The following is a 21533-nucleotide window of genomic DNA, read 5'->3' on the forward strand; positions in this document are numbered from 1 at the left end:
AAGGACAGGCGCGATGCCCGTTAAGAACCGAATTGCCGATCTGCACGACGAGGTGGCTGCCTGGCGTCGCGATATCCATGAAAACCCTGAAATCCTGTATGAAACCCATCGCACCTCTGCGCTGGTGGCGGACAGGCTGAAAAGCTTTGGCTGCGATGAGGTGGTGTCTGGCATTGGCCGCACCGGTGTTGTTGCGGTGATCCGGGGGCGCAGCGACACTGTTGGCCGCGCCATCGGGCTGCGCGCCGATATGGACGCCCTGCCCATGCAGGAACAAACCGGGCTGCCGCATGCTTCAAAGATTGATGGGGCCATGCATGCCTGTGGTCATGATGGTCACACGGCGATGCTGCTGGGCGCTGCCAAATACTTGGCCGAGACCCGCAATTTTGATGGCACTGCCGTGGTGATTTTTCAGCCCGCCGAAGAGGGCGGCAATGGCGCCGAAGCCATGTGCAAGGATGGTCTGATGGACCGTTTTGGCATTGATGAAGTCTATGCCATTCATAATGCGCCGGGGCTGGAGCTGGGCAAATTTGCCATTCGTCCCGGCCCGATCCTGGCCTCGGTGGATGAATTCACCCTGCAGCTGCAGGGGCGCGGTGGCCATGCTGCCAAACCACATGAAACCGTCGATACCACGGTGATGATGGCGCATATCATCTGTGCACTGCAAACGGTGATGTCGCGCAATGTCGACCCGGTCTTGCAGGGCGTGCTGTCGATCACCTCGGCTGAGACCTCTTCCAAGGCGTTTAACGTGATCCCGGATCGGGCCGAGGTGCGGGGCACCATTCGCACCCATTCGCCGCAGGTGCGCGCCCTGATCCCAGAGCGGCTGCAGTCCATCGTTAATGGCATTACCCAGAGCTTTGGCGGATCGGCAGACCTGTCCTTTCACCTTGGCGTACCGGTTACCATCAATGATGCGGCGGCGGCAGATCTGGCCCGCGTGGCGGCAGAAACTGTCTCGGGGGTGGGCGCCTGTGAAGAGGTGCCATTGGCCATGGGCGGAGAGGATTTTTCCTTTATGCTGCAGGAACGCCCCGGCGCGATGATCCGGCTGGGCAACGGCCCCTCTGCGGGGCTGCACCACCCGGAATATGATTTCAACGATGCGGCGATCCCAGCCGGTATCAGCTGGTTTGCCGAAATTATCGAACAACGCATGCCTGTCGCCTGACAGGCAATCTGCGCCCGACAGAGACCACGATTCAATAGCCTCCCTCGGACAAGGTGCCGGGGGTGTTACTTCCAAAGGAGAGCTTCCATGCCGGTCAAAAACCGCTTTGCCGAATTGCAAAAAGAAATCACCGAATGGCGCCGTGACATTCACGAAAACCCTGAGATCCTGTTTGAAACCCACCGTACCTCTGCGCTGGTGGCGGATAAGCTCAAGGGCTTTGGCTGTGATGAAATCACCACCGGCATTGGTCGCACCGGGGTTGTTGGCGTGATCAAGGGCAAGACGGATACCTCGGGCAAGGTCATCGGCCTGCGCGCCGATATGGACGCGCTGCCCATCCACGAGGCAACCGGGCTGGACTATGCCTCTAAGACCCCTGATGCGATGCATGCCTGCGGCCATGACGGCCATACCGCCATGCTGTTGGGTGCAGCGAAATACCTGTCCGAGACCCGCAATTTTGACGGCACCGTGGTTCTGATCTTTCAGCCCGCCGAAGAAGGCGGCGGCGGCGGCAAAGAAATGTGCGACGATGGCATGATGGAACGCTGGGGCATTCAGGAAGTCTACGGCATGCACAACTGGCCTGGGCAACCGATTGGCAGCTTTGCAATCCGTTCCGGTGCCTTTTTTGCCGCGACCGACCAGTTTGACATTACCTTTGAGGGGCGCGGCGGCCATGCGGCAAAACCGCATGAGACCATCGACACCACCGTGATGTCTGCGCAGGCGGTTCTGGCATTACAGACCATCGCATCGCGCAATGCGGACCCGGTGGACCGGGTTGTTGTGTCGGTGACCTCGTTCGAAACCTCTTCCAAGGCGTTCAACGTGATCCCGCAGCGGGTTCAGATCAAAGGCACCGTGCGTACCATGTCGACAGAAATGCGCGATCTCGCCGAAAAGCGGATCAAGGAAATCTGCGCCGGTGTTGCGGCGACTTTTGGTGGCAGCGCAGAAGTGACCTATCATCGCGGCTACCCGGTGATGGTGAATCACGAAGAGCAGACTGAATTCGCGGCCAAGGTGGCCAGCGGTATTTCCGGAGGCTGCGATGACGCGCCGCTGGTGATGGGCGGCGAAGACTTTGCCTTCCTGTTGGAAGAGCGCCCCGGTGCCTATATTCTGGTTGGCAATGGCGACAGTGCCGATGTGCACCATCCGGAATATAACTTCAACGACGAGGCCATCCCGGCCGGCTGCAGCTGGTGGGCGGAAATTGTCGAACAGCGCATGCCTGCGGCCTGATCCCGCAGTCAACCCAAGCGGTTACACGTGAGCAAAAGGCCTGGCGCGTGCCGGGCCTTTTGTCTGTCAGGCTGTGCCGCTGGGCGTATATCTCGGCTTGAACAAGGGCTTAGCCCTTGTTCCACAGCTCTTGGTAGACTGTTTCGATGCCTTCGGCCTCGCGGGCGGCGCTAAAGCTCTCGGTCGCAACGTCACGGGCGCGGGCGCACATGGTCTGGTGGCGGTCCGGGTTTGACAACAGCGCCAGGGCGGCCTCTGCGGCGGCGGCGGCGGCCTCTAGCGGGACAATCTGGCCGGTGGTCCCCTGGGCGGAAAAGGCGCTGTAATAGCCTGCTTGTGAACCGATGAAGGGCACACCACTGGCCATGCCTTCCAGCGGCACCATGCCATAGCCCTCATAGCGCGGCAGCTGCACCACAAGGGACAGGGCGCGCATGATCTGCGGCAGGTCCTGTGGGGCAACCTCGCCCGGAAACAGAATGCGATCGCTTAAGCCAGCTGCCTTGATACGGGCCTGAAGCCCCTGCAAAAATCGCTGATGTTCGGGTGCCGCGCGGCCCAGAACCAGGGCGGTTGCGCCAGGTAGGTCGGGCAGCAACTGCAGCATCGCCTCGACAAAGAGATCGGTGCCTTTTTCCGGTCGGATTCGGCCAATACTAGCAAGCCCCAGCGTACCGCCATAGCCAAGTGCCTGCCAGGCCGTGGCGCGATTTTCGGCGGGGCAGTAGAGATCTGTATCAACCCCGTGCGGTACCACGGCGCGCACATGGGGCACAAAATCCGCAGCCTTTTCGGTGGTGGCGACAACTGCATCCATGCGCGAAATCAGCCAGCGCGGCAGCACTGAATGGCGGCGCTGTGCAGCCGAGGTAAAGACAATGCGGATTGGCAGCCGCAGGATATCGCGGCTCCAGATGGCGGCGCGCATTTCGGTATTGCGACGTACATGCCAGATGGAAAAGGGGTAGTTCTGCGGCGGCTTTGCCGCTAGGCGGCGCGCGGTCTGGAGCGACATCGGCGCCGGGCAGGCGGGCAAGGCACGCCCGATGAGCCGCACCTCATGCAACGCCATCTGCTGGCGCAGAACATTGGCGGCAGTGGCCGAGACCCCGGTGAAGTTCTTGTTGAAGTTGGTGACATAAAGCTCATTCACGCCGGGTCTCCTAGGTTGAGGCCGGCGATCAGCCGGGTGACCACCTGATCCAGTTGGCCGGATTGCGCTGCAAGATAGTCGCCTGCGGCGTCGCGGGCGGCGTGCAGCGCCTCTGGCTGAGTAAGCCAATGATCCACTGCTATAGCCAAACTGTCGGCATTCGCCACCTCGACTGCGCCGCCGACGGCGATCAGCGGCGGAAAGGTCTCGCTGAAATTGCTATAGCCCGGGCCGGTCAGCACCGCGGCTTTGGCCTGGGCCACCTCAAAGGGGTTATGGCCGCCAATCGGCAGCAATGATCCCCCAAGAAAGACAATCTCGCTCAGCGCGTACCAACTGCCCAGCTCTCCCAATGTGTCGGCCAGATAGACCTGGGTTTCGCGGGCCAGGGGGGCACCGCTGCTGCGTTGTGCAAAGGTCAGGCCAGCCTTGGTGATCTTGTCGCTGACCTCGGCGGCGCGTGCCGGATGACGCGGTGCCAGAAGCAGGCAAAGATCCGGGTGATCGCGCAGCAGGACACGATGGGCGGCCAGGATGATCTCTTCTTCGCCTTTGTGGGTTGAGCTGGCAATCCAGACCGGACGTCCAGCTAGCGCGGCGCGCATTTCGGCCACGAGGGCGGTGTCTTGCGGCAGCGCAGCAGCAGCGGCTTTGAGATTGCCACTGGGAAATACCCGGTCCGCATTGCCGCCAAGGGAGACCAAATCCTGCGCCACCGCAGGGTTCTGTGCCAGCAGCAGATCAAACAGCCCGAGGATGAAACGCGCCGTTGGCAGCTTCTTGCGCCAGCCGACAACCGAGCGCGCAGACAGGCGGGCATTGACCAGCGCCAGCCGGATACCACGCGCCTTGGCGCTTGCCAGGGTGACTGGCCACAGCTCACTTTCGACAAAGATCCCGGCGTCGGGGCGCCAATGGTCCAGAAACCGCCGTACTGCCCTGGCGCTGTCCAGCGGTGCAAACTGGTGCTGGCAGCCCTCGGGCAGACGTTTGGCTGCCATCACCGCAGATGTCGCCGTGCCGGAGGTCAGCAAAAAACGTGCCTCGGGCAGCTGCGGGCGCAGGCGGTTGATGAGGGTCAGCGCCGCCTGGCTTTCGCCAACAGAGGCCCCGTGAAACCAGATCAGCGCGGCGCCCGGTGCAAGATCAGGGCGGGGCTGGCTGGCCCGGCCAAGTCGTTCTCGCTGGCGCAGTTTGGGAATGCCTTCGGCGTCCAGTTTTGCGGCAACTTTGCGATAAACAAAGGGCAAGAGCATCGCGGTCAGGGCACGATAACTGTGAAACAGCAGCGTTGGCGGTGCTGTTTTTGCAGGTTTTGACATGGTCTTCGCTTAACCGCCGGTATGGCTCATGTGGCGGGACATGGTGCCGCCGACTTCTTGCCGGGAATAGTCAAAATCATGGCCTTTTGGTTTGTCGCCAATGGCGGCACGAATGGCATTTTCCAGCAGGTCAGAGCCCTCGGGGCTGGCCCGTAGTGGGCTGCGCAGATCAGCCGATCCTTCCTGGCCGAGGCAGGTATAGATTTCGCCAGTGCAGGTGATGCGCACCCGGTTGCAGCTTTCGCAGAAGTTATGGCTGAGCGGGGTGATAAAGCCGATCTTCTGGCCGCTTTCTTCCAGGCGCACATAGCGCGCCGGGCCGCCAGAGCGTTCCGCCAGATCACTGACGGTATAGTGTTTTTCATATTCCGCGCGCAGCTCTTTCAGGGACCAGAACTGGCCGATGCGATTGGCATCGCCGATGTCTTCGCCCATGGGCATCACCTCGATCCAGGTCAGGTCGATGTCGCGGCTGGCGCACCAGCGGGTGATGTCCGGCAGCTCTGCCTCGTTGAACCCCTTTAGGGCGACGGCGTTGATCTTTACCCGCAGCCCCGCCTTTTGCGCCGCATCAATGCCGCGCAGCACCTGGGGCAGGCGGCCCCAGCGGGTGACGCGGGCGAATTTTTCTTCATCCAGGGTATCAAGCGAGATATTCACCCGGCGCACCCCGGCGGCAAACAGATCTTTGGCGTATTTTTCCAGCTGCGATCCATTGGTGGTCAGGGTCAGCTCTTGCAGGGCACCGCTGTCCAGATGCCGGGACATGGACTGAAAGAAGGTCATAATGCCGCGCCGCACCAGGGGCTCTCCGCCGGTGATGCGCAGTTTTCGCACCCCCAATTTGACAAAGGTGGAGCATAGTCGATCCAGTTCTTCCAGGGTCAGCAGTTCTTTCTTGGGCAGAAAGGTCATATTTTCCGACATGCAATAGACGCAGCGGAAATCACAACGGTCGGTGACCGAGACGCGCAGATAGGTGATGGTGCGGGCGAAGGGATCAATCAATGGAGCATTCATGCCCTATAGCTAAGGCGCAGTCTTGCCCAGGGCAAGAAGAGACTGCGTTTTGGTGCTGGTCATGGCGCTGTGCCAGGGCTAGGCTAGCGGTATGAAAAAGCTGATCCTTGCCTTTGCGCCCGCCGTTTTGCTGACTGCTTGCAATACCTTGCAGTGGAATTCCGATATTCTTGGTGGGGCGCGGCCCGACGCAGCCCAGGGGGCTGGCCAAACGGCAGTTGCAGATCCCGGCGCGCCGCTCTCGGCGATTTCAACCGAGGACGCCCTGGCCCCGGCGGATCTGACGGATAGCCTGGTTGCTGTGCCCTCAACCGCCCCGGCGGATGCCTTTCAGGGACGCGCCAGCACGGTGGCCTCGCTGGGGGATCCGGCGATCCCTGGCATGTGGATGCAGACTGACCTGGTGACCACGCCGCAGACCGCGCGTCTGCGCAGTGCCAATGGCAAAGAAGTGGCGGTGACGCTGAAACCTGCAGCGGCGGGCAGTTCCGGCGGTGGGCGCCTATCAATAGGTGCCATGCGCGCCCTTGGCGCCCCCTTGAGCGAGCTGGTTGAGGTCCAGGTCCTCCCCCCCGCAGGCTGATCTTCTGGCGAAGACCGGCCTGCAGGCACGCCCCAAGGCGGGGCTGGCCTAGCTTTTAGCTATCTGCTTTGTCAGCTCTCACTTGATCTGGCGCTTCCTGATCCACTTGATCCTGTGCAGGCTCGGGTTGGGGCAGGTTGGGATAGATGATTGGTTCTTTCAGGTATTTCGCCGCTTCCTTGCGGGCAAAGGGCTTCATAGCTGCGCCATTGGCAATCAGAAACTCCCGGCTGGCGGCAGCGTCATGTTTGCTCAGGTCGCGGACCCACCAGGCGATGGCCTTTTGCAGGAACCAGTTGCGATCCGGCACATAGGAGGCGGCCCAGCCCAGGATGCGGTCGCGCCGCGCCTGATCTTCGGGTTTGAGGTTGTTCAGCTTGGCCCAGGGCAGACAGGCAACAAGGGCGGCGCGCCGGGTCCACATATTGTCGCTTGTTGTCCAGGCTTCGACCTCGTCAAGGCGCGTTGGATCGGCGGTAAGCCGTTTCTGCATGGCCATGGCGGCGTGATCGGCAATCGCCCAGCTGTCGAAATCCGGCAGCCAGCTTTGCAGCAGATCCCAGACCGCGGCATCGTCTTTGATGCGGGCTTGGGTTAGCAGTTTCGCTGCGGCCAGGCGGGCCTCAAAGACGTCGCTTTTCCACAGTTCATCCGCCAGGGTGACACGCTCTTGCAGGTTCAAGGCCTGGCGCCAGGCCTTGGTGATATCGTTGATCGCGGTGTTGGGGATGCCCAGAACGATGCGCTTTTGCTTGTGATAGCTCACCATCTGTTCGGCGCGGCCGGGTTCATTTGCGGCGTTCAATTCGGCCAGGGCATCTTCAAGGATCATCAGGTTACTCCACCGTGACGGATTTTGCGAGATTGCGCGGCTGATCCACATCGGTGCCTTTGGCAACCGCGGTGTGATAGGCCAGCATCTGGGCCGGCAGCGCATAGAGAATAGGTGTCAGGCTGTCATGCACCTGTGGCATCTGGATGGTTTGCCAGGTGCCGTCTCCCCCCTCCTTAAGGCCCGCCGCATCCGAGATCAACAACACCTTGCCCTTGCGTGCCATGACCTCTTGCATATTGGAAACGGATTTATCAAAAAGAGCGTCCCGTGGGGCCAGCACCACCACGGGCATCTGTTTGTCAATCAGGGCAATGGGGCCGTGCTTCAACTCTCCGGATGCATAGGCTTCGGCGTGTATGTAGCTGATTTCCTTGAGTTTCAGTGCGCCTTCCAGCGCCAGCGGGAACATCAAGCCACGGCCCAGGAACAACACGTCGCGGGCTTCGCTCAGCTTTTGCGCTGCTTGGCGGATGGTGTCGTTCTGTTCCAGCCCAGCGGCAAGCACATTGGGCAGACCGCGCAGGGCCGAGATATGCACCTGCAGATCCTCAGCCGAGATTTCGCCGCGATCCGTTGCCGCCTTGAGTGCCAGCATCAGCAAAACGCTCAGCTGGCAGGTAAAGGCCTTGGTCGATGCTACGCCGATCTCAACACCTGCGTGAATGGGCAGGGCCAGGTCGCTTTCGCGCGCGATAGAGCTTTCGGGGACATTGACCACCGACAGGATCTTATCCGCCTTGCCGACGCAGTAGCGCAGGGCCGCCAGGGTATCAGCGGTTTCGCCGGATTGTGAGACAAACAGCGCCGCTGTCTTGCCGGGGATGGGCGGCTCGCGGTAGCGGAACTCAGAGGCGATATCGACTTCCACCGGAATACGGGCGATCTGCTCAAACCAGTATTTGGCGGTCAGGCAGGCATAAAAGGCGGTGCCGCAGGCCACCAGCGTCAACCGTTCGATCTGCGAGAAATCGATGCCATCACCCGGCAGATGCACCGCATCTTCGCCGACAGGCAGATAGTGGCGGATGGCCTCTGCGATGACGGTGGGCTGTTCGGCGATCTCTTTCGCCATGAAGTGTTTGTGGCCGGCCTTGTCGACCTGCGCCACATCGATCTGGATGGTCTTCATCGCTCGGTTGGCCAGCGCGCCCTGGGCGTCGCGGATTTCCAGGCTGGTGCGGGTCAGATAGACCCGGTCGCCTTCCTCCAGATAGGTGACGCGATGGGTGAGCGGCGCCAGAGCGATGGCATCGCTGCCGACGAACATTTCGCCATCGCCATGCCCCACCGCCAGCGGAGATCCCTTGCGCGCGGCAATCATCAGATCGTCTTCGCCTTCGAAAAGAAAGGCGAGGGCAAAGGCCCCCTCCAGCCGGTCCAGGGTTTTGTTGGCCGCCGCGATGGGCGACAGCCCCTGGGCCAGGTGGTGCTGGGTCAGCAGGGCAACGGTTTCGGTGTCGGTTTCGGTCTGAAACTCGATACCGCAGCTGGCCAGTTCGGCGCGCAAATCGCGGTAGTTTTCGATGATGCCATTGTGCACAACAGCAACCGCGCCTGCACGATGCGGGTGGGCATTGCCCACCGAAGGCACCCCATGGGTGGCCCAGCGGGTATGGCCGATACCGGATTTTCCGGGCAGCGGTTCATGCACCAGCTGGTCGCTCAGGTTGACCAGTTTCCCCAGCGCACGCCGTCGCGCCAGAACTCCGTTATTGACGGTTGCAATGCCGGCACTGTCGTAGCCACGATATTCCAGCCGCTTGAGCGCCTCTACCAGAATGGGCGCGGCTTCATGTTTGCCAAGGACGCCTACGATGCCACACATTATTCGGATCCTTTTTTCAGACGGGTCTTTTTGGCGCGCAGCATGTCCATCAGCTTCTCGGCGTAGCCAGGTTTGTTTTCTTGCCGAGTACGGGAAATGGCCAGCGCGCCGTCTTCGACATCCTTTGTGACCACGGTGCCCGAGGCCGTCATGGTTTCATGACCCAGTGTCACGGGGGCCACCAGCAAGGTGTTAGAGCCAATGAAGCTGCGCGCGCCAATCTTGGTGCGGTGTTTCATCACCCCGTCATAGTTGCAGGTGATGGTGCCGGCCCCAATGTTGGTGTCCTTGCCGATCGAGGCATCGCCGATATAGCTCAAGTGGTTGACCTTGGCACCTTCGGCGATTTCAGCGTTCTTGATTTCGACAAAGTTGCCGATATGGGTGTCTTCAGCCAGTTCCGCACCGGGGCGCAGGCGGGCATAGGGGCCGACCTTGGCGCCGCGGCTGACATGGCAGCCTTCTAGATGGGAAAAGGCACGGATCAGCGCACCGCTTTCGATCGTGACGCCGGGGCCAAAGACCACATTGGGTTCGATCACCGTGTCGCGGCCAATCACGGTATCAAAGGCCAGATAGACGGTATCCGGTGCCATCAGGGTGACGCCCAGATCCATCAACTCTGCCCGCGCTTTCGCCTGAAATACCGCATCGGCAGCAGCCAGATCGCTGCGTGAATTCACGCCAAGGGTTTCGCTTTCATCACAGGCAACAGCAGTGACGCTGCGGCCCGATTTGCGCGCGCCCTCTACCAGATCGGTGAGGTAGTATTCCCCCGAAGCATTGTCATTGCCGATCTGGGCGATCAGGTCAAACATCAGCCCTGCGTTACAGGTCATTAGGCCCGAGTTACAGAAGTTCAAGGCGCGCTCTGCCTCAGAGGCGTCTTTGTATTCGACAATGCGCTCCAGGCTGTCACCCTGCATCACCAATCGGCCATAGCGGGCTGGGTCCGCAGCCTGAAAGCCCAGCACCACCAGATCGGCGCTGGCGCGGGCGGCAATCATGCGTTCCAGGGTTTCGGGGCTGACAAAGGGCGTATCGCCGTATAGCACCACAACATCGCCGCTGAACCCCTTTAGGGCGGCGCGGGCCTGATCTACCGCATGGGCGGTGCCAAGCTGTTCCTGCTGCAAGACCACCTCGGCGCTTTCATCGATGTCGGCAACGGTGGCCTGCACCGCCTCGGCACCGTGACCAGCGACAACGATCACCCGTTCTGGATCCAGGGCGCGGCCTGCAGCCAGCGCGTGCTCTAGCATTGACGCCTGAGCAATGGGGTGTAGAACCTTGGGGAGATCCGAATTCATGCGTGTGCCTTTGCCAGCGGCAAGCACGACAAGGGCTATGCTCATAATCAGTTTTCTCTTTGACTTTATTGCCCCCGTTCTATCGGCTAACAGCAAGGGTGCAAGCTAAAGAGCCATCAAAGATGGTTGCGACTTGCAATAAAGGCCAGCAAAAAAACGCCGAGTGGGGGCAAAATGCGAACAGTTATCTTTGATCTGGATGGAACACTGGCGGATACTTCGGGTGATCTTTTGGCGGCGGCAAATTCCTGTTTTCGCCAGATGGGGCTTGGGGATGTGCTGACCCAGCCGCAGGATGCGGCCACGGCCCTGCGCGGTGGCAAGATGATGCTGACGGCAGGGATGAAACGGGCAGGCGTCTATGATGCGGCGAAGGTCGAAGATTACTACCCGGTCCTGCTGACGGCCTACCGCGACGCCATAGATCACCACACTTTCCTGTATCCCGGCGCGATGGAGGCGGTGGAGGCCCTGAAACTGGCGGGTTATGGCGTTGGCATCTGCACCAACAAGCCAGAGGCCCTGGCCGAACAGCTGATGCGCTCTTTGGGGGTGCGGGCGGCTTTTGCCTCTTTGGTGGGTGCGGATACCCTGCCGGTACGCAAACCTGACCCCGAGCCCCTGTTCGAGGCCGCGCGGCGGGCTGGCGGGGATCCGGCTAAAACCATTCTGATCGGCGACAGTGATACTGACCGCAACACGGCGGCCAATGCCGGGGTGCCGTCGGTGCTGGTAACCTTTGGTCCGGCGGGTGGTGATATGGCGGCGCTCAAGCCTGAGGCCTTGTTGCAGCGCTACGAAGACCTGCCCGAGATGGTCGCCCGGCTGATTGGCTAGGGGCTGGCGGCTTGGCGGTGGCACGCCAGGGGGGGCTTGCCAAGGGTTTGGGGGCTTGCCAGGGGTTTGTTCCCCCTTGACCGCCGCGAAAGTGCGGCTCACAAACCCCTTATGAGCGAGAAATTTACTGGCAGCTTCACCCAGCAAGAAGCACTCTCTGAGGCGGCGATCGAGGCCGCACTGCAGGTTCTGCGCCATGGGCGCCTGCATCGCTATAACGTCACCGAGGGGGAACATGGCGAGACGGCCCTGCTGGAGCAGGAGTTCGCGGCCCAGATCGGTGCCAAATATTGCCTGGCGGTGGCTTCGGGCGGTTATGCGCTGGCCACCGCGCTGCGCGCCGTCGGGGTGCAGCATGGCGACTGGGTGCTGACCAATGCCTTTACCCTGGCGCCCGTGCCGGGGGCGATTGCTGCGGTGGGCGCTTCTCCGGTCTTTGTTGGCGTCAGCGAGGATCTGACCATTGATCTGGATGATCTGGCGGCCAAGGCAGATCAGGCGCGCGTCCTGATGCTGAGCCATATGCGCGGGCATCTGTGTGATATGGATCGCCTGATGCAGATTTGTGATAACGCTGGCATCATCGTGATCGAGGACTGCGCCCATACCATGGGGGCGGCCTGGAAGGGGCAGGCCTCGGGCCGACAGGGCGCGGTGGGCTGCTATTCTTGTCAGACCTATAAGCATGTAAATTCCGGTGAAGGTGGCCTGCTCGTCACCGATGATACCGAAATCGCCGCCCGTGCGATCATGCTGTCGGGGTCCTACATGCTGTATGAACGCCATCTGGCAGCGCCCCCGCCCGAGGCATTTGAACAGGTGAAATACGAGACCCCGAATATTTCCGGCCGCATGGATAATCTGCGGGCCGCTATTTTACGCCCCCAACTGTACGATCTTGACGCGCAGGTGGCACGTTGGAATGAACGCTACCGTGTTATTGAATCCGGGCTGCGCGAGACCCCCGGCCTGACCATTGTCGAACGCCCCGAGGCCGAAAGCTATGTCGGGTCGTCGATCCAGTTCCTTCTGCTTGATTGGCGCGATGAAGCGCTGCAAGAGGTGATCGCCCGTTGTGGCGCGCGGGGGGTGGAGCTGAAGTGGTTTGGCACCCCGGAACCAGTGGCCTTTACCTCGCGCTATGACAGCTGGCGCTATGTTGAGGCGCAGAGCCTGCCTAAAAGCGACCGCATCCTGGCCGGGATTGTCGATATGCGGGTGCCCCTGACCTTTAGCTTGGAAGACTGCGCCCAAATTGCGCGGATCATTCGGGAAGAAGTGGGAACAGTCTTCCAGTCTGAGGCGCAGCTCTGCGGGCGCCAGGGCGGCTAGGACGGCAGCAGTTTTGCCAGAGTGAAACAGTATTGCAGCGGGGGGGGGGCCAGTTTGGCGTCCCCTTTTTTGTACCCCCGTGCTTTTTTGACTTTCCGATCTAATCCTTGGTTTTACTTGATAATCCCAGTTTCGACGATTTGGCGGGCAGTCGCTATCACAGGGCAGGGATTGACCCGAATCAAGGTTGCACTCTATGAAATGAACAAGTGTTCAGATAAGTTGGCTATGACTGTGGGAAAGGGAGCGGGAAATGTTCAATGCGAGCATGCAATTCGATCTTGGAGATGAGGTAAATGCGCTGCGCGACATGGTGCATCGTTGGGCGCAGGATCGCGTCAAACCCATGGCGCAAGACATCGACCAGAAAAATGAATTCCCAGCCGAACTCTGGGGGGAGATGGGCGAGCTTGGCCTGCTGGGCATCACTGTGCCGGAAGAGTTCGGCGGTGCGGGCATGTCGTATCTGGCCCACACGGTCGCGGTTGAGGAAGTGGCGCGGGCCAGCGCCTCGGTCTCGTTGTCTTATGGCGCGCATTCAAATCTTTGCGTCAATCAGATCAAGCTGAACGGCAGCGATGAGCAAAAGAAAAAATATCTGCCCGGTCTGGTGTCCGGTCAACATGTCGGGGCCCTTGCCATGTCCGAAGCGGGCGCCGGGTCGGATGTGGTGTCGATGTCGCTGCGGGCGGAAAAGCGGAACGATCACTACCGCCTGAACGGCAATAAATACTGGATCACCAATGGCCCGGATGCCGATACACTGGTGGTCTATGCCAAGACCGATCCTGATGCTGGCTCCAAGGGCATCACCGCCTTTATCGTCGAGAAGAGCATGACAGGTTTTTCGACCTCGCCGCATTTCGACAAGCTGGGTATGCGCGGATCCAACACGGCCGAGCTGATCTTTGATGATTGCGAAGTGCCGTTTGAAAACGTGCTGGGCGAAGAGGGCAAGGGCGTCAAGGTCTTGATGTCCGGGCTGGATTACGAACGCGTTGTGCTGGCCGGCATCGGCACCGGGATCATGGCCGCCTGTATGGACGAGATGATGCCCTACCTGAAAGAGCGCAAGCAGTTTGGCCAACCGATCGGGAACTTCCAGCTGATGCAGGGCAAGATTGCCGATATGTATACGGCAATGAACGCAGCACGCTCATATGTTTATGAGGTGGCAAAGGCCTGCGACAAGGGCACCGTGACCCGCCAGGATGCGGCTGCCTGCTGCCTGTTTGCCTCTGAACAGGCAATGACCCAAGCGCACCAAGCGGTGCAGGCGCTGGGCGGGGCAGGCTATCTGTCCGATAACCCCGTAGGTCGGATCTTCCGCGATGCAAAACTGATGGAAATTGGCGCGGGCACCTCGGAGATCCGCCGGATGCTGATCGGCCGTGAGCTGATGAGCACCATGTAAACCAACAAACCCCCAGCTGTCCGAGGGAGGCCAGCCGGGGGGATTGCGGCGTTTGGCAGGCCCCTGCGGGCCCGCCAGTTGATGTTAGATCAAGGGATCAGAACCTGTGAACGTAGCTGACACCAATGGTGACCGGGTCAATTTCGGCTGTGCCGATAGAGGCGCCGTTCAGGTAGGCGTCGGATTCGATGTCCATGTAGCGTACATTCAGACGCAGCGCGCCCTTGTCCGAAACCTGCCAGTCAGCCCCTGCCTGGATCGCAAAGCCCCAGCTGTCTTCAAGTTCCAGCACACCAAGGGAAGACTGTTCTTCAAAGAAGGTGGTGTAGTTGATCCCGGCCCCGATGAAGGGTTTGATTTTGCCATTGGTGGGGAAGTGGTAGTTGATCGACAGGGTGGGTGGAAGCTGCTTGGATGTCCCTGCAAGGGCACCACCGATATTGATGTCGTGCTCAAAGGGGCTTGCCGCCAGCAACTCGATGCCAAGGTTGTCGCGGATGAAGTACTCTGCGGTCAAAGAGAGCTGGGTGTCGTCGGACATTGTGGTCGCACCACCGGCCAGGGTGCCGTTATCCGACTTGGGGTTGACGTTGATGACACCGACACCAAAGGTCCAGTCGCCTTGAGACTGGGCAAAAGCCGGGGCAGCCACAACAGTGCAGGCGGTTGCCAGGGCGAGAATGGAAGCAGAGCGTTTCATGGGGGGAATCCCTTTTCTTGTATTTGCGCCTCCTCTTTGCGCCCTTGCCCAGATGAATACTCTGATCTGGATCAAGGGAGAGCTCGCTTTCCCCTTGGGTTTGCAGGAAAATCCTGCATACCTGCTATGCAATTTGAGAGTGGCTGCTGATGAGAAAATATCCGGGTTTAACCTCAGACGGGTCTTGGTCTCTGCCTGCAGAGCTGAATATGGCGGCCCAGGCCATGGCGCATGCGCCAGCGGCGCTGGCGATCATTGATCTGACAGGGCCAGAGCGCCGGGACATCAGCCATGGGCAATTGGCCGAAATGGTTGACGGCTTGGCGCGTTATATGCAGCCGCGCATCCAGGCGGGTGACCGGGTTGGCGTCTTGCTTAGCCAGTCGCCTTGGTGTGCCGCCGCGCATCTGGCAATCTGGAAGCTGGGGGCGGTTTCAGTCCCATTGTTCAAGCTGTTCAAACGCGATGCGCTGGCGTCGCGTTCCGGGGACGCTGGCGTCGCCTTTGTCCTGACCGATGCCGACGGGGCAGAACTCTTGGGGGATCTGGCCGAGGCGGTGCTGGTGGACCAGGCCGGGCGATCCGGTGACCCGGTTGCCTTTGCCGCGACGAGGCCAGAAACGCCAGCGGTGCTGATCTATACCTCGGGTACCACGGGAAGCCCCAAGGGGGCGCTGCATGGTCATCGGGTGCTGACCGGCCATTTGCCCGGTGTGTCTGTCAGCCATGATCATCTGGGCCATCCCGGAGACTGCCTGTGGACCCCGGCAGATTGGGCCTGGATTGGCGGCCTGTTTGATGTCTTGATGCCGGGGCTGGCGCTGGGCGTGCCGGTGGTGGCGGCGCGGCTGGATAAGTTCAGCCCCGAGGCCTGCGCTGATCTGGTGCGGCGCGGCGATATACGCAATGTTTTCTTTCCCCCCACAGCGTTGCGCATGCTGAAAGCGGCGGGGCAGGGGCTCGACGGTCTGCGCTCTGTTGCCAGTGGTGGAGAGCCCCTGGGCGCAGAGATGCTCGCCTGGGGCCAGGCGCATTTCGGTCTGACCATCAATGAATTCTACGGTCAGACCGAATGCAATATGGTGGCCTCATCCTGCGGTGTGGACTATGCGCCGCGCCCCGGTTGCATTGGCAAGCCAGTGCCGGGCCATGAACTGGCCGTTCTCGACGGCGATGGCCATCCCACCTCCGAAGAGGGAGATGTCGCGGTACGGCGCGGGTCTGCTTCGATGATGCTGGAATACTGGAACCGCCCCGCCGAAACCGCCGCCAAATTCTGCGGTGACTGGCTGGTCACCGGCGACCGCGGCATTTGGGAAGACGACTTCCTGCGCTTTGTTGGTCGTGAGGACGACGTGATCACCTCCTCTGGTTATCGCATCGGCCCGGCCGAGATCGAAGACTGCCTGATGACCCACCCCAGCGTCGCTACCGTGGGCGTCGTCGGCAAGCCTGACCCGATGCGCACAGAGATCGTCAAGGCCTATGTGGTGTTGAAAGACGGCGCTGAAGCCACCGAAAAAGAGCTGCAGGACTACGTCAAGGCGCGCCTTGCCCAGTATTCCTACCCCCGCGAAATCGCCTTTCTGGACGCCCTGCCGATGACCGTGACCGGTAAGGTGATCCGCAAGGAACTCAAAGCAAGGGCTGCTGGCGAGGTAAGGGCATGAGAAACAATCAATCCTGTGTTGCCACCCTAGCACTGGTTTTGGCCCCCATCTTGGCTGCGGCGGACAGGCACCCAAGCCCGGGTTTTGATACTCAGGGGTATCTCGTGGCCTGCAGCAGTCGTATCCTCGATGTTCCTCTGCAACCTCCAATGCTCCAGCTTTGTGTCTCTACAGCGAGAGAACTTTGCAACATGAGTCGGGAGATGCAGTCTCAGGGAGATTGTCTCGCTGAGGTGACCTCCTGGCTGGAACAGGACAGCGCTCGTATTGGAAGGACCTATCCTGAGGCCTCCGAGCAGGCTGAAGCCCCTTCTGCGTTTGCCGATCTGTTGCCACAGGCGACACCGCAGGCGGATTGCTCCACGACCCAGGTTGCAGACCTGAACGCCACCGAACTCTGCGCTTATCAAACGGCGCTTTTGAAATGGTTCAAACTCCGCGTGGTTGAACGCCACCAATCAAACCGTAACAGGTGAGAAGGACGCACACATGAAACTCAAATCCAAGGCGATGCCTTCCTCCGAAGGTTTCAAGGCAAACCAGGCCGCGCATCTCGATGCGCTGGCGCAGATTTCTGCAGTGGCCGAGGCCGCGCGCCTGGGGGGGGGCGAAAAATCTCGCGCCCGCCATGAAAGCCGGGGCAAGATGCTGCCGCGCCGCCGGGTGGCAAATCTGCTGGATCCCGGTTCGCCATTTCTGGAAATTGGTGCCACTGCCGCCCACAATATGTATGACGGTGCCGCCCCCGCAGCCGGGGTAATCGCCGGTATTGGCCGGGTCCACGGACAAGAGGTCATGGTGGTCTGCAATGATGCCACGGTAAAGGGCGGTACCTACTACCCGATGACGGTGAAAAAACACCTGCGCGCGCAAGAGATCGCAGAAGAGAACCGCCTCCCCTGCATCTATCTGGTGGATAGTGGCGGTGCCAATCTGCCGCAACAGGACGAGGTCTTTCCAGATCGCGACCACTTTGGCCGGATCTTTTACAACCAAGCGCGCATGTCCTCCAAGGGCATCCCGCAGATTGCCGTTGTCATGGGCTCTTGCACGGCCGGGGGCGCCTATGTACCTGCGATGTCCGATGTCACCATCATCGTCAAGGAACAGGGCACGATTTTCCTGGCTGGTCCGCCCCTGGTCAAAGCCGCCACGGGCGAGGTTGTCTCGGCCGAAGATCTGGGGGGGGGCGATGTGCACACCCGCCTGTCTGGTGTGGCCGATTATCTGGCAGAAGATGATGCCCACGCCCTGGCTCTGGCGCGCCGTGCGGTGCAGTCGCTCAACATCATCAAACCGCAGACGGTGAACTGGGCCTCTCCCGAAGAGCCCGCCTATGATCCCGAAGAAATCCTCGGAGTGGTGCCCGGTGATCTGCGTACCCCCTATGATATCCGCGAAGTGATTGCGCGTCTGGTGGACGGCTCGCGCTTTGATGAATTCAAGCCGCGCTACGGCGAAACCCTGGTCACCGGCTTTGCCCATGTCAAAGGCTGCCCTGTGGGGATCATCGCGAACAACGGCGTATTGTTCTCCGAAGCCGCCCAAAAAGGCGCGCATTTTGTAGAACTTTGCTCACAGCGCAAAATCCCACTGGTCTTTTTACAAAACATCACCGGCTTCATGGTGGGCCGCAAATATGAAAACGAAGGCATCGCTCGCCACGGTGCCAAGATGGTGACGGCAGTGGCTTCAACCAATGTCCCCAAGATCACCATGCTGGTCGGCGGCTCCTTTGGCGCGGGCAACTACGGCATGGCGGGGCGGGCCTATCAGCCGCGTTTCCTCTGGACCTGGCCCAACTCGCGCATCTCGGTCATGGGCGGTGAACAGGCGGCAGGCGTGCTGGCCACGGTGAAACGTGACGCGATCGAGCGCCAGGGAGGCAGCTGGTCAGCATCAGACGAAGCCGAGTTCAAGCAGCCCACCATTGATATGTTCGAAGAACAAAGCCACCCGCTCTATGCCGCAGCACGGCTCTGGGACGATGGTATCATCGACCCCCGCAAGAGCCGGGAGGTGCTGGCCCTGTCGCTGCAGGCCGCGCTCAATGCAGAAATCGATGAAACCCGCTTTGGCGTCTTCCGCATGTAAATGCCTGTCATTCATCTTGCCAAAAATACCTCGGGGGTCCGGGGGCAGAGCCCTCGGTCCGACGTTGCAGACAAAGGACCATCCCCATGTTCGATAAAATTCTGATTGCCAATCGCGGTGAAATTGCCTGCCGTGTGATAGAAACCGCCCGCGCGCTGGGTGTCAAAACCATTGCGCTCTATTCCGATGCCGACCGCGCCGCCAAACATGTGGCGCTTGCGGATGAGGCATTGCATATTGGCCATGGCTCTGCTCCGGCGGACAGTTACCTGCTGGGCGACGAGATCATTGCCCTGGCAAAACAATCCGGGGCAAAGGCCATTCATCCTGGCTATGGCTTTCTCTCTGAGAACCCCGATTTTGTCGAGGCGGTTGAGGCGGCTGGCCTTACCTTTATTGGCCCCTCGGCGGATGCGATCCGCAAAATGGGGCTGAAAGACGCCGCAAAGGTCCTGATGGAGGCGGCCGGTGTGCCCGTGGTCCCTGGCTATCACGGCGCCAATCAGCAGGCTGACTTCCTGAAAGCCGAGGCCGATAAAATTGGCTACCCGGTATTGATCAAGGCCGTAGCCGGTGGCGGTGGCAAGGGCATGCGCCTGGTTGAGGCTGGCAGTGAATTTGCCGAAGCGCTTGCCAGCGCCCGGGGCGAGGCGACAACCGCCTTTGGCAATGCGGATGTCCTGATCGAAAAATACATCCAGCAGCCCCGACATATCGAAATCCAGGTCTTTGGCGATGGCACCCACGCGGTACATCTGTTTGAGCGAGACTGCTCGTTGCAGCGTCGCCACCAAAAGGTGATCGAAGAGGCTCCGGCTCCGGGCATGAGCGACGAGATGCGCGCCGCCATGGGCGCGGCCGGCGTGCGCGCCGCCGAGGCCATTGGCTACAAGGGGGCTGGCACGGTGGAATTCATCGTTGATGGCTCCGATGGTCTGCGCGCCGATGGCTTCTGGTTCATGGAGATGAACACCCGACTGCAGGTGGAGCATCCGGTATCAGAGTTGATCACCGGTGTGGATCTGGTTGAATGGCAGCTGCGCGTCGCTGCAGGCGAAAGCCTGCCAGCCCAGCAAGAGGATCTGGCGATTTCGGGCCACGCCTTTGAGGCGCGGCTTTATGCTGAAGATGTGCCAAAGGGGTTTTTGCCAGCCACCGGCACCCTGACACATCTGCAATTTCCCGCAGGCTGTCGCGCCGACAGCGGGGTACGCGCAGGCGATACCATCAGCCCTTGGTATGATCCGATGATTGCCAAGGTCATCGTGCATGGCCCCACCCGCGCCATTGCCCTGTCGCGCCTGTCGCAGGCCCTGGCCGAAACCGAGGTGGGCGGCACCGTGACCAACCTGGCCTTTCTGGGGGGGCTGGCCGGCCACGCCGGATTTTCGAGAGGCGAGGTCGATACCGGGTTGATCGCGCGCGATCTGGAGAGCCTGGTTGCGGCGCCCGAGATGCAGCCTCATCATCAGGTTGCCGCTGCCATGCAGGCGCTGGGGCTGATCAACACCTCCTGGGACAGCGGCTTTTCGCTTTGGGCTGATCTGCACCGCTCGGTGCACTTGTCGCAGGATGGCGCGCTGATTGAGGCCATGGTCGAGGTTGCCGGTCCGGACCGGCAGGTTTGGACCCTGCAAAGTGACAGCGGCAGCGTTGAGCTGGTGGCCAACCGCCGCGGCGGTATCTGGGATCTGGGGGGGCATAGCCTGCCGAACCTGTCGCAGGCGGGGCCGGTCATCACCGTCTATGCCGATTATGGGCTCCGCTTTGAGGTCATCGACCCGCTGGAGCGCGACGCCACGGCGGGCGGCGATCTCAATGTGGTGGAAGCGCCGATGCCGGGCTTGGTCAAGGCGGTATTCGCCAAGGCGGGGGCTGAGGTCAAAGAGGGCGACCGACTGGCCATCCTGGAAGCGATGAAAATGGAACATTCCCTGTTGGCCGCCCGCGACGGCACGGTAGCCGAGGTTCTGGCTGCCGAGGGCGATCAGGTTGAGGCTGGTGCTGCGCTGGTGCGCCTGGAAGAGAGCTAGGCCGCGTCAGGTGCGAGCCGCGCGCTCTGGGGCGCGGTCCGGAGTTTAGGTATTTAGAGTAAGATGAAGGAGGGGCGGAGCGTGCAACGGACTGTCGAGATCTTTGAGATGGGGCCGCGCGACGGGCTGCAGAACGAAACGCGGGCCATTCCGGTGGCGGAAAAGATTGCCTTGGTCGACTGCCTGTCGCGGGCCGGGTTTCGCCGTATCGAGGTGGCGAGTTTTGTCTCGCCTAAATGGGTGCCGCAGATGGCGGGCAGCGCCGAGGTCCTCGCCGGAATTGGCCGGATCGCCGGGGTTTCTTATGCAGCTTTGACCCCGAATATGCGCGGCTACCGGGATGCGGTGGCGGCAGGGGCAGATGAGATAGCAGTCTTTGCCTCTGCCTCTGAAGGGTTTTCGCGGGCAAATATCAATGCGACCATTGCTGAAAGCCTGGAGCGGTTTGAGCCGATCATGGCAGCGGCAGCGGCGATCAATCTGCCAGTACGGGGCTATGTGTCCTGTGTGACGGATTGCCCCTTTGATGGCGCGACGGCCCCAAAGCAGGTGGCGCGGGTGGCGCAGCAGCTACATGAGATGGGCTGTTATGAGGTCTCGCTGGGCGATACCATCGGCCAGGCAACGCCAGAGGCCATCAGCAAGATGCTGGAGGCGGTGAAGGCGCGGGTGCCGGTGTCGCAACTGGCGGGCCATTATCATGACACGGCGGGGCGCGCCTTGGTCAATGTCGAGGCTTCGCTGGCGCTGGGGGTGCGGGTGTTCGATGCCGCAGTTGGCGGTCTGGGTGGTTGTCCTTATGCGCCGGGCGCCGCTGGCAATGTTGCCACCGAAGCGCTGCAGGATCATCTGGTGGCGTTGGGATATGAAACCGGGCTGGATCGTGGGATTTTGGCCGAAGCTGCCACTTTGGCGCGCAGGATGCGCGGAACTGACTGAACAGGGCTGGCTGCCCGGGCAGGCCCCGGCGC

Annotated in this window: 18 protein-coding genes; 11 read left to right on the forward strand and 7 right to left on the reverse strand. The window is 60.9% G+C overall.

Annotated features, from left to right (window positions below; all coding sequences use genetic code 11):
* The first annotated feature begins 13 nt into the window (after positions 1-13).
* Positions 14-1183, forward strand: coding sequence for a M20 aminoacylase family protein (locus LRK71_RS01115; RefSeq protein WP_232400485.1), 1170 nt, complete (start codon positions 14-16; stop codon positions 1181-1183).
* An 87-nt stretch (positions 1184-1270) separates the two neighbouring features.
* Entirely contained in the window at positions 1271-2434 is a 1164-nt protein-coding gene (locus tag LRK71_RS01120) for a M20 aminoacylase family protein (RefSeq protein WP_232400486.1), read from the forward strand.
* Between the two features lie 109 nt (positions 2435-2543).
* On the opposite strand, the gene LRK71_RS01125 is transcribed toward LRK71_RS01120, so the two are convergent.
* The 3 genes from LRK71_RS01125 to moaA are packed head-to-tail and all read right to left on the reverse strand — an operon-like array spanning position 2544 to position 5929.
* Entirely contained in the window at positions 2544-3587 is a 1044-nt protein-coding gene (locus LRK71_RS01125) for a glycosyltransferase family 4 protein (protein ID WP_232400487.1), read from the reverse strand.
* Positions 3584-4909: a 3-deoxy-D-manno-octulosonic acid transferase gene (locus LRK71_RS01130; RefSeq protein WP_232400488.1), complete on the reverse strand. Its 1326-nt coding sequence runs from the start codon at positions 4907-4909 to the stop codon at positions 3584-3586. Before LRK71_RS01130 ends, LRK71_RS01125 begins: the two co-directional genes overlap by 4 nt.
* Before the next feature lie 9 nt (positions 4910-4918).
* On the reverse strand, positions 4919-5929 hold the full coding sequence (gene moaA, locus LRK71_RS01135; RefSeq protein WP_232400489.1) for a GTP 3',8-cyclase MoaA: 1011 nt from the start codon (positions 5927-5929) through the stop codon (positions 4919-4921).
* 91 nt (positions 5930-6020) lie between these two features.
* On the opposite strand from moaA, the gene LRK71_RS01140 reads away from it, so the two are divergent.
* Positions 6021-6512, forward strand: coding sequence for a hypothetical protein (locus LRK71_RS01140; protein WP_232400490.1), 492 nt, complete (start codon positions 6021-6023; stop codon positions 6510-6512).
* A 55-nt stretch (positions 6513-6567) separates the two neighbouring features.
* Here LRK71_RS01140 and LRK71_RS01145 read toward each other — a convergent pair whose 3' ends face one another.
* Genes LRK71_RS01145 through glmU form a run of 3 tightly spaced genes read right to left on the reverse strand, consistent with a single transcriptional unit; the run spans position 6568 to position 10527 of the window.
* The gene (locus LRK71_RS01145) at positions 6568-7344 is read right to left on the reverse strand and encodes a DNA alkylation repair protein (protein WP_232400491.1); all 777 of its coding nucleotides are present in this window, start codon (positions 7342-7344) and stop codon (positions 6568-6570) included.
* A gap of 4 nt (positions 7345-7348) precedes the next feature.
* The gene (gene glmS / locus LRK71_RS01150; protein WP_232400492.1) at positions 7349-9172 is read right to left on the reverse strand and encodes a glutamine--fructose-6-phosphate transaminase (isomerizing); all 1824 of its coding nucleotides are present in this window, start codon (positions 9170-9172) and stop codon (positions 7349-7351) included.
* Positions 9172-10527, reverse strand: a complete 1356-nt coding sequence (gene glmU / locus LRK71_RS01155) for a bifunctional UDP-N-acetylglucosamine diphosphorylase/glucosamine-1-phosphate N-acetyltransferase GlmU (protein ID WP_232400493.1) — start codon at positions 10525-10527, stop codon at positions 9172-9174. Before glmU ends, glmS begins: the two co-directional genes overlap by 1 nt.
* Positions 10528-10656: 129 nt before the next feature.
* Here glmU and LRK71_RS01160 point away from each other — a divergent pair, with 129 nt between their 5' ends.
* The 3 genes from LRK71_RS01160 to LRK71_RS01170 all read left to right on the forward strand — a co-directional run bounded on the left by LRK71_RS01160 (position 10657) and on the right by LRK71_RS01170 (position 14065).
* Positions 10657-11319 (forward strand): HAD-IA family hydrolase, encoded by a 663-nt coding sequence (locus LRK71_RS01160; protein WP_232400494.1) that lies wholly within the window; start codon positions 10657-10659, stop codon positions 11317-11319.
* Positions 11320-11430: 111 nt separating this feature from the next.
* Positions 11431-12651, forward strand: coding sequence for a DegT/DnrJ/EryC1/StrS family aminotransferase (locus LRK71_RS01165; protein WP_232400495.1), 1221 nt, complete (start codon positions 11431-11433; stop codon positions 12649-12651).
* A 253-nt stretch (positions 12652-12904) separates the two neighbouring features.
* A complete protein-coding gene (locus tag LRK71_RS01170; RefSeq protein WP_232400496.1) occupies positions 12905-14065 on the forward strand; it encodes an isovaleryl-CoA dehydrogenase in 1161 nt (386 codons plus the stop codon).
* Between the two features lie 97 nt (positions 14066-14162).
* Here LRK71_RS01170 and LRK71_RS01175 read toward each other — a convergent pair whose 3' ends face one another.
* Positions 14163-14765, reverse strand: a complete 603-nt coding sequence (locus LRK71_RS01175) for an OmpW/AlkL family protein (RefSeq protein WP_232400497.1) — start codon at positions 14763-14765, stop codon at positions 14163-14165.
* 149 nt (positions 14766-14914) lie between these two features.
* Here LRK71_RS01175 and LRK71_RS01180 point away from each other — a divergent pair, with 149 nt between their 5' ends.
* The 5 genes from LRK71_RS01180 to LRK71_RS01200 all read left to right on the forward strand — a co-directional run bounded on the left by LRK71_RS01180 (position 14915) and on the right by LRK71_RS01200 (position 21501).
* The gene (locus LRK71_RS01180; protein WP_232400499.1) at positions 14915-16435 is read left to right on the forward strand and encodes an AMP-binding protein; all 1521 of its coding nucleotides are present in this window, start codon (positions 14915-14917) and stop codon (positions 16433-16435) included.
* A gap of 203 nt (positions 16436-16638) precedes the next feature.
* Positions 16639-16911 carry a hypothetical protein gene (locus LRK71_RS01185; protein ID WP_232400500.1) on the forward strand — a complete coding sequence of 91 codons (273 nt, stop codon included), beginning with the start codon at positions 16639-16641 and terminating at the stop codon, positions 16909-16911.
* 13 nt (positions 16912-16924) lie between these two features.
* Entirely contained in the window at positions 16925-18529 is a 1605-nt protein-coding gene (locus LRK71_RS01190; protein WP_232400501.1) for a carboxyl transferase domain-containing protein, read from the forward strand.
* Positions 18530-18615: 86 nt separating this feature from the next.
* A complete protein-coding gene (locus LRK71_RS01195; RefSeq protein ID WP_232400502.1) occupies positions 18616-20562 on the forward strand; it encodes an acetyl/propionyl/methylcrotonyl-CoA carboxylase subunit alpha in 1947 nt (648 codons plus the stop codon).
* Positions 20563-20643: 81 nt separating this feature from the next.
* The gene (locus tag LRK71_RS01200; protein ID WP_232400503.1) at positions 20644-21501 is read left to right on the forward strand and encodes a hydroxymethylglutaryl-CoA lyase; all 858 of its coding nucleotides are present in this window, start codon (positions 20644-20646) and stop codon (positions 21499-21501) included.
* Positions 21502-21533: the final 32 nt, after the last annotated feature.

Source organism: Pseudophaeobacter flagellatus (assembly GCF_021228235.1).
Lineage (GTDB): Bacteria > Pseudomonadota > Alphaproteobacteria > Rhodobacterales > Rhodobacteraceae > Pseudophaeobacter > Pseudophaeobacter flagellatus.

Coding starts and splice junctions, on each gene's coding strand:
- LRK71_RS01115 (WP_232400485.1), top strand. CDS start 14: ATGCCCGTTAAGAACCGAATTGCCGATCTGCACGACGAGGTGGCTGCC.
- LRK71_RS01120 (WP_232400486.1), top strand. CDS start 1,271: ATGCCGGTCAAAAACCGCTTTGCCGAATTGCAAAAAGAAATCACCGAA.
- LRK71_RS01130 (WP_232400488.1), bottom strand. CDS start 4,909: ATGTCAAAACCTGCAAAAACAGCACCGCCAACGCTGCTGTTTCACAGT.
- moaA (WP_232400489.1), bottom strand. CDS start 5,929: ATGAATGCTCCATTGATTGATCCCTTCGCCCGCACCATCACCTATCTG.
- LRK71_RS01140 (WP_232400490.1), top strand. CDS start 6,021: ATGAAAAAGCTGATCCTTGCCTTTGCGCCCGCCGTTTTGCTGACTGCT.
- LRK71_RS01145 (WP_232400491.1), bottom strand. CDS start 7,344: ATGATCCTTGAAGATGCCCTGGCCGAATTGAACGCCGCAAATGAACCC.
- glmS (WP_232400492.1), bottom strand. CDS start 9,172: ATGTGTGGCATCGTAGGCGTCCTTGGCAAACATGAAGCCGCGCCCATT.
- glmU (WP_232400493.1), bottom strand. CDS start 10,527: ATGAGCATAGCCCTTGTCGTGCTTGCCGCTGGCAAAGGCACACGCATG.
- LRK71_RS01160 (WP_232400494.1), top strand. CDS start 10,657: ATGCGAACAGTTATCTTTGATCTGGATGGAACACTGGCGGATACTTCG.
- LRK71_RS01165 (WP_232400495.1), top strand. CDS start 11,431: ATGAGCGAGAAATTTACTGGCAGCTTCACCCAGCAAGAAGCACTCTCT.
- LRK71_RS01170 (WP_232400496.1), top strand. CDS start 12,905: ATGTTCAATGCGAGCATGCAATTCGATCTTGGAGATGAGGTAAATGCG.
- LRK71_RS01175 (WP_232400497.1), bottom strand. CDS start 14,765: ATGAAACGCTCTGCTTCCATTCTCGCCCTGGCAACCGCCTGCACTGTT.
- LRK71_RS01180 (WP_232400499.1), top strand. CDS start 14,915: ATGAGAAAATATCCGGGTTTAACCTCAGACGGGTCTTGGTCTCTGCCT.
- LRK71_RS01185 (WP_232400500.1), top strand. CDS start 16,639: ATGCAGTCTCAGGGAGATTGTCTCGCTGAGGTGACCTCCTGGCTGGAA.
- LRK71_RS01190 (WP_232400501.1), top strand. CDS start 16,925: ATGAAACTCAAATCCAAGGCGATGCCTTCCTCCGAAGGTTTCAAGGCA.
- LRK71_RS01195 (WP_232400502.1), top strand. CDS start 18,616: ATGTTCGATAAAATTCTGATTGCCAATCGCGGTGAAATTGCCTGCCGT.